The sequence below is a fragment of the Dactylosporangium sp. NPDC051485 genome, from assembly GCF_040682015.1.
Taxonomy (GTDB): Bacteria; Actinomycetota; Actinomycetes; order Mycobacteriales; family Micromonosporaceae; genus Dactylosporangium.
This window is the reverse complement of record NZ_JBFAZW010000086.1, coordinates 38,859-46,566: the sequence shown is the minus strand read 5'-3', so window position 1 is coordinate 46,566 and position 7,708 is coordinate 38,859. Positions and strand designations below refer to the sequence as shown.

Below are 7,708 nucleotides of genomic sequence, written 5' to 3'. Positions count from 1 at the left end.
GGCCCACGGACGGGGCCGCGGCCGGGCGCGGGGCCGGCGGCGCCGCACCGACCGGCCCGGCCGGGAACGGAGACGGGGACGGCAGCGTGGCCGACGCTGGGTGCAGCGGCGGCGGAGGCACGGCCTTCGGCAGCTCCCAGCCCGACGGAGTCTCCACCGGCTGGGTGACCTTGTGCGACGCCGCACCGTCGGTCACCACCCGGCTGTCGACGGCGACGAAGGCGGTGAAGCGGCACAGCACGTGGAAGCGCAGCGACGTCTCGGTGATGCGGGTCTCCAGCGGGGCCGACTCGTGGGTGCCGCTGACGTACTGGTCCTCCAGGTCGCGCAGCAGCGACCGCGCCCAGACCGCGGTCAGGGCGGTCGAGTCGTGGCGCTCGGCCGGGACGGTGACCGACCACGGCCGGCCGTCGCGGGTGGTGCCGGCGACGGTCACCGCGCCGGCGACGTCGCCGCGATACCGGCCGGTGACCACGAACGGCACGCCCGGAAAGACGTCCGGGAGCCGGGACGGGGCGCGGGTGTCGTCCAGCAGCGTCAGGCCGCCCTCAGGAGTCAGGGTCAGGCCGCTGACGACCGGGGCGCCGATCCGGCGGTGGATGTGGTCCATCGCCTCGTCCAGGTGGTCCTCGCTCTCCACCAGCTCGCACCGGCCGCCGCCGGCGATGGCCAGGCGGCCCAGGAAGCCGGCGTTCACGGCTCGGTCGATGCCGACCGTGTGCACGCGCACGCCGCGCAGGTGCGACGAGATCGTGTGCAGGATCTGGTCCTCGTTGCCGACCTGGCCGTCGGTGACCAGGACCACCACGCGGTCGCGGGACTCGTCGTCGCCGAGCAGGCGCAGGCCCTCCAGGAGGGGGTCGAGCAGCTCGGTGCCGCCGCGCGCGGTCATCCGGGACAGGTGCTCCACGGCGCGATACCGGTTGCGGTCGGTGCCGCCGCACAGGCCGGCGCCGAGGGACTCCGGCGTCTCGATGCGGTCGTCGAAGGCGAGCACGGCGAAGCGGTCGTGCGCCGACAGGGTGTCGACGATCCGGCTCGCGGCGCGGCGGGCGGCGACCATCTTCCAGCCGCCCATGCTGCCGGAGCGGTCGAGCAGCAGCACGACGTCCTTCGGGCGGGGCGCCGCGTCCGGCTCCGGCGGAAGGACGGTCAGGCGGTAGGTGCCCTCCTCGCCCTCCGCGTCGGGGGACAGCGCGAGACTCTGGGTGCCCGGCCCGTAGGCGAGCCGCAGGACGAAGTCGCGGTCGGCGCGGTCCCCGGCCAGCACCGAGACATGGTTCTCGTCCCGCGAGATGGCGTGGAGGCTGGAGCGCACGGCGCCGAGGGGTAGCCCCGACGGGTCGATGTCGACGTCGATCGACAGGCGCAGCGGGTTGGGGAAGCCGGGCAGCAGGACCGGCGGGCTGATGCGGGAGGCGTCCGGGACGGCATCGGTGTCCAGCGCGTGCCCGTCGCCGACACTGTCACCGTCGAGGGGGCTGCCCGGCACATACCGCGGCGCCACCACGAGCGGGAACCGGAACGTCGCCTCCCCGTCCTCGAAGGCGAGCGGGCCGACCAGGCTGAGCCGCACGCTGACCCGCTCGCCGGGCAGGATGTTGCCGACGCGCATGGTGAACACGTCGGGGCGCTCCTCCTCGGCGATCGAGGCGCGCTGGCCGGCCGCGATGGCGGTGTCGTAGGCCTGCCGGGCGGCACCGCGCTCCTGCAGGTCGGCCTCCACGACCCGGTCGTCGGCGGTCATCGCCATGGCGACGACGGCGGCGCGGTCGGGCAGCGGGAAGATATACGTCGCCTCGAGCGGCTCGGCGTGAACGTTCACGAACTCCTGCGTGAGGTCGGTGCGGGCCACCAGGCCGGTGATCGCGGCGCGCACCTCCAGGCGGTCGAGCGGCAGGTTGCCGCGCTCGGTCCGCAGCGCCCCCAGCCCGGCCTCGTCAATCGGCGCGGCGACCGTGCGCGCCTCGTCGTCGGTCATCGTCGCGAGTCTCATTCGGCGCTCCCTCTCGAGTCCGCTTGCTGGGTTGCGATCAGGCCGAGCTCGTGCAACACGTCCATCAGCTCGCGCGCCGCCCCTCGGATGCGCGCGACATCGTCCTCGCCGGGGGTCGCCGGGAGCAGCAGCACCGCTCCCCCGCCCAGTGGCACCCCCGTGATCAGCTGTTCCTCCGGCGCCGCCGGCCGTTCCACTACCCGCGGCGCGGCCGCCGGTATCTCCACAACCCGGGGCGCGGCCGCCGGCAACTCCACCACCCGCGGCACGTGCGCCGCGGGCTGCGCCTTCCAGAAGGGCATCTCCGCGATGCGCATGAGCACGTCGTCGGGTGCCCCGGCCAGCTCAGCCTGAATGTCAGCGAGCTTGTGGCCCTGCGACTGGAGCCGCTTGATGGCGACGAGCTGCGCCAGGTGCCGCGGGCCGTAGAGCGCCGTTCTTCCCTGCATGACCGGCCGGTCGACCAGGCCGATGGTCGAATACCACCGCACTGCCCGCGCGTCCGGGACCTCGCGGACCCGGCCGTTGGGCGCGCCCGCATAGGCGGTCAGATCGAGCGTGGCGACGACCTTGCCGATCAGCACGTCGAGCGTCCAGGTGGTTTCGGCCATGCACCAATCTTGACACTGTCACAGCAACACTGTCAAGATGTGGTCGTGACAGCGTCAGGGCGCAACAGGCAGCGTGATCGAGGTGCCGCCGAGGATCTCCTGGCGGACCGGGCGCAGCTCCACCTCGTGGCCCAGCGGGGCGCCGGTGCCGGGGTTGCGGGAGAAGCGAGGGTGGGCGCCGCCGCTGATCTGCACCCGGATGCGGCGGCCGGCGATGAAGCGGTGCGCGGCGGGCCACAGCTCGACGCGGATGGGGGCGGCCGGGTCGCGGTGGTCGGTCGCGCGGGCCAGGCCGTCGCAGACGTTCCAGGAGCGGTCCTGCTCGTCGACCTCGCACAGCCGGACGAAGACGTCGAAGTGCGGCAGCGTGGCCCGGACGAACACCTCGGCATGGATCGGGCCGACGATGTCGAGGGGCTCGGCGAGCGGGGCCGAGGTGAAGGTCAGCACGTCGGGCCGGGCCTCCAGCGCGCGGTTGTCGCGGCGCCCGGCAATCTTGCCGACCAGCCGCGGGCCGCCCACGGCCGGCGTCGGGTCCTTCGGGTCGTAGACGAAGGAGGCGAGGATCTCCCCCTCGGCGGCGGGCACCTCGGACAGGGCGGCGGAGGGCCCGGCGTACCACTGCTGGGGTTGGCTCTTCGGCGGCGGCCAGTCGGACATCTCGTGCCAGCCGTCGGCGCCCCCGACGTGCACCCGCACCGGGCGCTCGCGGATGGCCTCGGGGCCGCCGGTGTGGGCCCGGAACCAGGCCACCGCCTCGGCCGCCGACTGCTGGAACAGCCCGGCGCTGCCGTGGTGCCAGGGGCCGATGGTGAGGTAGGGCTGCTGGCCCGCCGCCCGCAGCGCCGCGTAGTCGGCGAGCTGCCACGGGAGAAAGATGTCGTACCAGCCGCCGATCATCAGGACCGGCGCGGTGACGTTGGGCAGGCGGTGGGCATGCCCGCGCTCCGTCCAGTAGGGCGAGGTGGGGTCGGCCTCGGCCAGCCAGCGCTGGAAGAACTCGATCTCGTTGCCCGTGGTGACCCGGTCGGCCTCGGCCATCGGCACCCGGGCCAGGCCGCGCTGCAGGCGGGGCTGGCCGCGCAGCAGCTCGACGGCGTTGTCGAGGCGGCGGCCGCGCTGGGCGTCGAGCAGCGCGGACCAGGTGAGCACCGTGTCGAGGGAGAAGGCGCCGCCGGCGTAGGTGGGCGGGCCGAAGTCGGAGGCGGTGACGATGGTGGCCATCGCCTTGAGCTCGTCGCCGGCCTCGGCGGCCAGCGCCCACTGGACGAAGCCGACATAGCTCGGGCCGTAGGTGAGGAGGCGGCCGTCGTACCAGGGCTGGCAGCGCAGCCAGTCCAGCGAGTCGAGGCCGTCCTCGCGCTCCTGCAGCAGCGGCTCGAAGGTGCCGCCGGAGTCGCTCGTGCCACGGCAGGACTGGATGAACACGTTGAAGCCGCGCTGCGCGACCGCCCGGCACAGGAGGCTGACCGGGGCGCCGCGGCCGTAAGGGGTGCGCACCAGCACCGTGGGCACCTCGGCGTCCAGGGCCGGGGCGTAGTGGTCGGCCCGCAGGATAACGCCGTCGCGCATCCGGATCGGGATGGCCCGCGTAACCCTGACCCGGCCCGTCAGCGCGGCGGGCAGCTTCAGCAGACGTCCGACCGGATCAAGCCTCATGCGTTCCGAGACTAGCCGCGGCCAGCCCGCGGACCGCGGCGACGGTCTCTGCCTCGGCCTCCAGGGCCGCCGGGTCCACCGGGCGCCACAGCGACACTGTCACTTCCAGCCGCTTGCGCACCGCCCGGGCCCGCCACGTCCCCGCGAGGTCCCCGTCCGCGAGCACGACCCCGGGGTTGCCCAGGATCCGCCAGACCTCCTTCTGCTGCGACTTGTCCGGCACGAGGAGGTCGCGGTCGCGCGCCTGCAGGAAGGGGTCGGACGGTGGCAGCAGCCGCACCCCGCGCACCGGCGGCGCGGCCAGCAGCGCGCCGAGATCCTCCTCCGGCAGCCACGCCCTGCGCCCGTCGACCGAGACCTCGGCCAGGTCTGCGGGCCAGACCGCCTTCAGCGCGGTGACGCTCGTGCCGAGGTACTTGGCCGCGTCCCCCGGCGTCGCCGGCCCGAGCAGCCGCAGGTAGGCGCGGACGAACGCGGCGGTGCCGGCGGCCTCGGCGGGGATCGGCGGGCGCGGGTCAGCCGGGAGCAGGACGGTCCTGGGCGCGTCCTCGTCGAGCCGGACACCGCCGGCCGGGCCGCACAGCTGGAACAGGCCGCCGGAGATGTGGCGGGACCGGCAGGCCTTGCAGTCGTACGTGAGCTCGGCCGGCACCCGGTCGCTGACCGCGCGGCTCACCTCGCCCTTCGCCGTCGGCCGCGTGACCACCTCCCGCAAGGCGGCGGCGGTGGCCCGGAACGCCTCGATGCCGAGCTTGCCGGCCTCCTTCGGCAGCTGGTTGGTGGCGAAACGGGCGGCGGCGTCGGCGTGGCCGAGGGGCCACAGCGCGGCGGCCAGCCCCGGCAGGTCGGCCGGGCGGTGCAGGTGCGGGGCGCCGCGGGTGGACCAGGCCAGCACCAGGCCGCCGCCGAGCGGGTCGGCGCAGCGCGCGGCCAGGGCCTGGCGGGCCGAGCCGGCCGGCACGTTGGGCACCCCGAGGTCGAGCACGGCCAGGTCATCGACGGTCTTGACGCGCTCGTGCAGGTCGTTGCGCATGATTCGGTACCGCATGACCTGGCCCCGCCCGACACTGCTCATGCTTGTCATTCTCGCCGGTGACGCGGGAGGATCGGTGCGTGGAGGAGCACTTCACCGACGACGAGCTCGCGTTCCTGCGCCACGCCCGGTTCGGGGAGCTGCCGAAGCGGGTCCGGCCGGAGGATCGCGTCGAGCTGGAAGAGACCGAGACCCCGCGCGCCTGGATCGACGTCGGGCCGAGCCAGGAGCAGCAGCGGGCCCTCATTGCGGGAGCCGGCTGACGGTTTCGCACAGGTTGTCCGATCCGCGGCCGGTGGTAGCTGGCTGAATCGAACCTCGTGACCCCGGTTGAGCAATTTGCATATGGCTGGATTACGCCCGCGCTGGCCCTGGCCCTGGCCTTCCTGGGCTGCCTGCTCGGGACGTTCCTGGCCAGCCGCTCCCGGGCGTCCAGCGGCGGCAGCCGGGCCCGGTGGCTGACCCTGTCAGCCGTCGCCATCGGGGGCACCGGGACCTGGGTGCCGCACTTCATGGCGATGCTGGGCCTCGACGTGCCGGTGGGTGCCGTGCGGTACCACGTCGCCACCATGGCGCTCGGGCTCGGCATCGCCGTGGTGGTCTACTGCCTGGGGCTCTACGTCGTCGGCTTCGGCCGGCCGAGCCCGTGGAAGATCCTGCCGGCCGGGCTGCTCACCGGGATCGGCCTGGTCGCCGTCTACGCCACCGGGCCGCTGTCCATGCGGCTGGCCGGGAGGATCGAGTACGAGCCGGGGATCCTGCTGGCCGCGGCCGGCGCGGCGATCGTCGGGGCGACCGTGACCCTGTGGTGTGCCAGCGTCATCCGCGGGACGGGGGCGATGGTGGGCGCCGCGACGATCATGGCGATCACCGTGTGCTGCACGCACTACACGGTCATGGCGGCGGTGCGCATCGAGCCGGCCCCGCCGGCCGAGCCTGTGTCCGGTGTCACAATCTTCGCGATGCTCGTGCCGGTCTGCGTATTCGCCGGGCTGCTGCTCCCGGCGCTGGCGTACAGCACCGTCGGCTTCACCGTGCGCCAGGACACGGCCACGGAGGAGGCGCTGCTGCGGCGGGCGCGGGACATGTACTCCATCGCCACCCTCGCCCGGCCGCACCGGCACCGCAACGCGGAAGGGGACCGCGGCATGGCCACGGTCCCCTCCCAGCAGTGAGCCCCCACCTGCTCACGTGAGCTTTGTTGCCTACTTGAGCTGCGCGGCCGGGTCGGCGGCCACCTGGGTCAGCTTCTCCGGCGTGACCGAGCCGATGAGCACCCGGCCATCGTCGGTGAACAGCACGCTCACCAGCTTGCTGTTGAACGTGCGGCCGCCGTTGCCGGTGGGCAGCTGGCCGATCGCGTCCTGCACCTTCTTGGTGTCGTCCGCGTTCGCGTCCGCCCCGGCGCCGGAGGTCCGCAGCACCAGGACCGAAGTCCAGCCGGTGCCGACGACCGCGGTCTTCGGCTTCTCGCCGGTGGCCCCGGCGTGCTGCTGCTCCTGCTGCTCCTGCGCCGCCTTGGCCGCGCCGTTGCCCTCGGTGACCTTGGTGCCGGCCGGCGGGTTGAACGCGAACTCGGCGTTGTCCGGGCGGGTGAAGCTCACCTGGGTGAACGCGACCTCGAAGGCCGGGTTCGCGGTGCCGCGGGGCAGCACCTGCACCCGCAGCGGCAGCTTCTCCTGGGCGTCGACGGCCAGCCGCACCTCGCCGACCAGCGACGCGGTGTCCCGCGGCCGCAGGACCAGCTCGTAGGCGTTGCGGCCGGCGATCTTCGCCGAGTTGCCGATCGTCACCTGGGTCGTCGGGTCGATCGCCTTGAGCGCCAGGTCGGCGGCCTCCTGCGGCGACGTCGGCAGGTCGGTCGGCGTCGGGCGGGCGCCCGGCTTGTCACCGTCCCCCGGCGAGCCGGTGAAGTGCTGCGCCTCCTTGGCCTGGCTGTCCCAGATCCAGGTGTCGTTGCCGTTGTGAATGATGTCGCTCTGCCCCTGCGTGCCCAGCAGTGACACCCGTGCCTTGTCGGGGCCCGAGTACCACACGCGCAGGGTGTGCTTGCCGGCCACCAGCGACGAGAGCTTGGCGCTCTGGTCGCCGGTCAGCAGCGGGATCGCCGGCAGTCCGAGATCGGCTCGCTCCACCACCGTGCCGGACAGCCCGTCGAGGCGGGCGGTCTGCAGGTCGACGAGTAGCTGCGCGGCGGTGCGCGGCGGCAGATCGGGCTCGGCGGCGACGGCGAGGGTCTTCGCTGCCACGCCAGCACCGACCACAGCGACCGCAGCTGCCGCGGGCACCGCCCACCGAAGGACCGGGCGGGACGTGAAGTTGGACATTGGTACACCTCCTGCCGACCATGTTGCTCGGCCCCGGCTGTGACATCGCTGAGACCGTCTGTGCCGGAGCACAGCCGAGCAT

The 7,708-nt window shown here is 73.7% G+C and carries 7 protein-coding genes; 2 read left to right on the top strand and 5 right to left on the bottom strand.

Going from position 1 to position 7,708, the window contains the following annotated elements; translation table 11 throughout:
* From AB0M46_RS36910 to AB0M46_RS36895, 4 genes are all read right to left on the bottom strand, one after another.
* The coding region (locus AB0M46_RS36910; protein ID WP_363343941.1) for a VIT domain-containing protein at nucleotides 1-1,996 on the bottom strand (1,996 nt) is incomplete at its 3' end.
* A complete protein-coding gene (locus AB0M46_RS36905; RefSeq protein WP_363343939.1) occupies nucleotides 1,993-2,607 on the bottom strand; it encodes a MerR family transcriptional regulator in 615 nt (204 codons plus the stop codon). The genes AB0M46_RS36905 and AB0M46_RS36910, both read right to left, overlap by 4 nt.
* Nucleotides 2,608-2,661: 54 nt before the next feature.
* Nucleotides 2,662-4,266, bottom strand: coding sequence for a CocE/NonD family hydrolase (locus tag AB0M46_RS36900; protein ID WP_363343937.1), 1,605 nt, complete (start codon nucleotides 4,264-4,266; stop codon nucleotides 2,662-2,664).
* Complete coding sequence (locus AB0M46_RS36895) at nucleotides 4,256-5,341, bottom strand: winged helix DNA-binding domain-containing protein (protein WP_363343935.1); 1,086 nt, start codon at nucleotides 5,339-5,341, stop codon at nucleotides 4,256-4,258. The genes AB0M46_RS36900 and AB0M46_RS36895 overlap by 11 nt, the downstream gene beginning before the upstream one ends.
* Nucleotides 5,342-5,379: 38 nt before the next feature.
* Here AB0M46_RS36895 and AB0M46_RS36890 point away from each other — a divergent pair, with 38 nt between their 5' ends.
* The gene (locus AB0M46_RS36890; RefSeq protein ID WP_363343933.1) at nucleotides 5,380-5,562 is read left to right on the top strand and encodes a hypothetical protein; all 183 of its coding nucleotides are present in this window, start codon (nucleotides 5,380-5,382) and stop codon (nucleotides 5,560-5,562) included.
* A gap of 57 nt (nucleotides 5,563-5,619) precedes the next feature.
* The gene (locus tag AB0M46_RS36885) at nucleotides 5,620-6,474 is read left to right on the top strand and encodes an MHYT domain-containing protein (protein ID WP_363343931.1); all 855 of its coding nucleotides are present in this window, start codon (nucleotides 5,620-5,622) and stop codon (nucleotides 6,472-6,474) included.
* A gap of 30 nt (nucleotides 6,475-6,504) precedes the next feature.
* On the opposite strand, the gene AB0M46_RS36880 is transcribed toward AB0M46_RS36885, so the two are convergent.
* Nucleotides 6,505-7,626: a hypothetical protein gene (locus AB0M46_RS36880; RefSeq protein ID WP_363343930.1), complete on the bottom strand. Its 1,122-nt coding sequence runs from the start codon at nucleotides 7,624-7,626 to the stop codon at nucleotides 6,505-6,507.
* Nucleotides 7,627-7,708: the final 82 nt, after the last annotated feature.

Excerpts from the sequence above, each read along its gene's own strand:
- AB0M46_RS36905 (WP_363343939.1), bottom strand. The coding sequence starts at position 2,607 with ATGGCCGAAACCACCTGGACGCTCGACGTGCTGATCGGCAAGGTCGTC.
- AB0M46_RS36900 (WP_363343937.1), bottom strand. The coding sequence starts at position 4,266 with ATGAGGCTTGATCCGGTCGGACGTCTGCTGAAGCTGCCCGCCGCGCTG.
- AB0M46_RS36895 (WP_363343935.1), bottom strand. The coding sequence starts at position 5,341 with ATGAGCAGTGTCGGGCGGGGCCAGGTCATGCGGTACCGAATCATGCGC.
- AB0M46_RS36880 (WP_363343930.1), bottom strand. The coding sequence starts at position 7,626 with ATGTCCAACTTCACGTCCCGCCCGGTCCTTCGGTGGGCGGTGCCCGCG.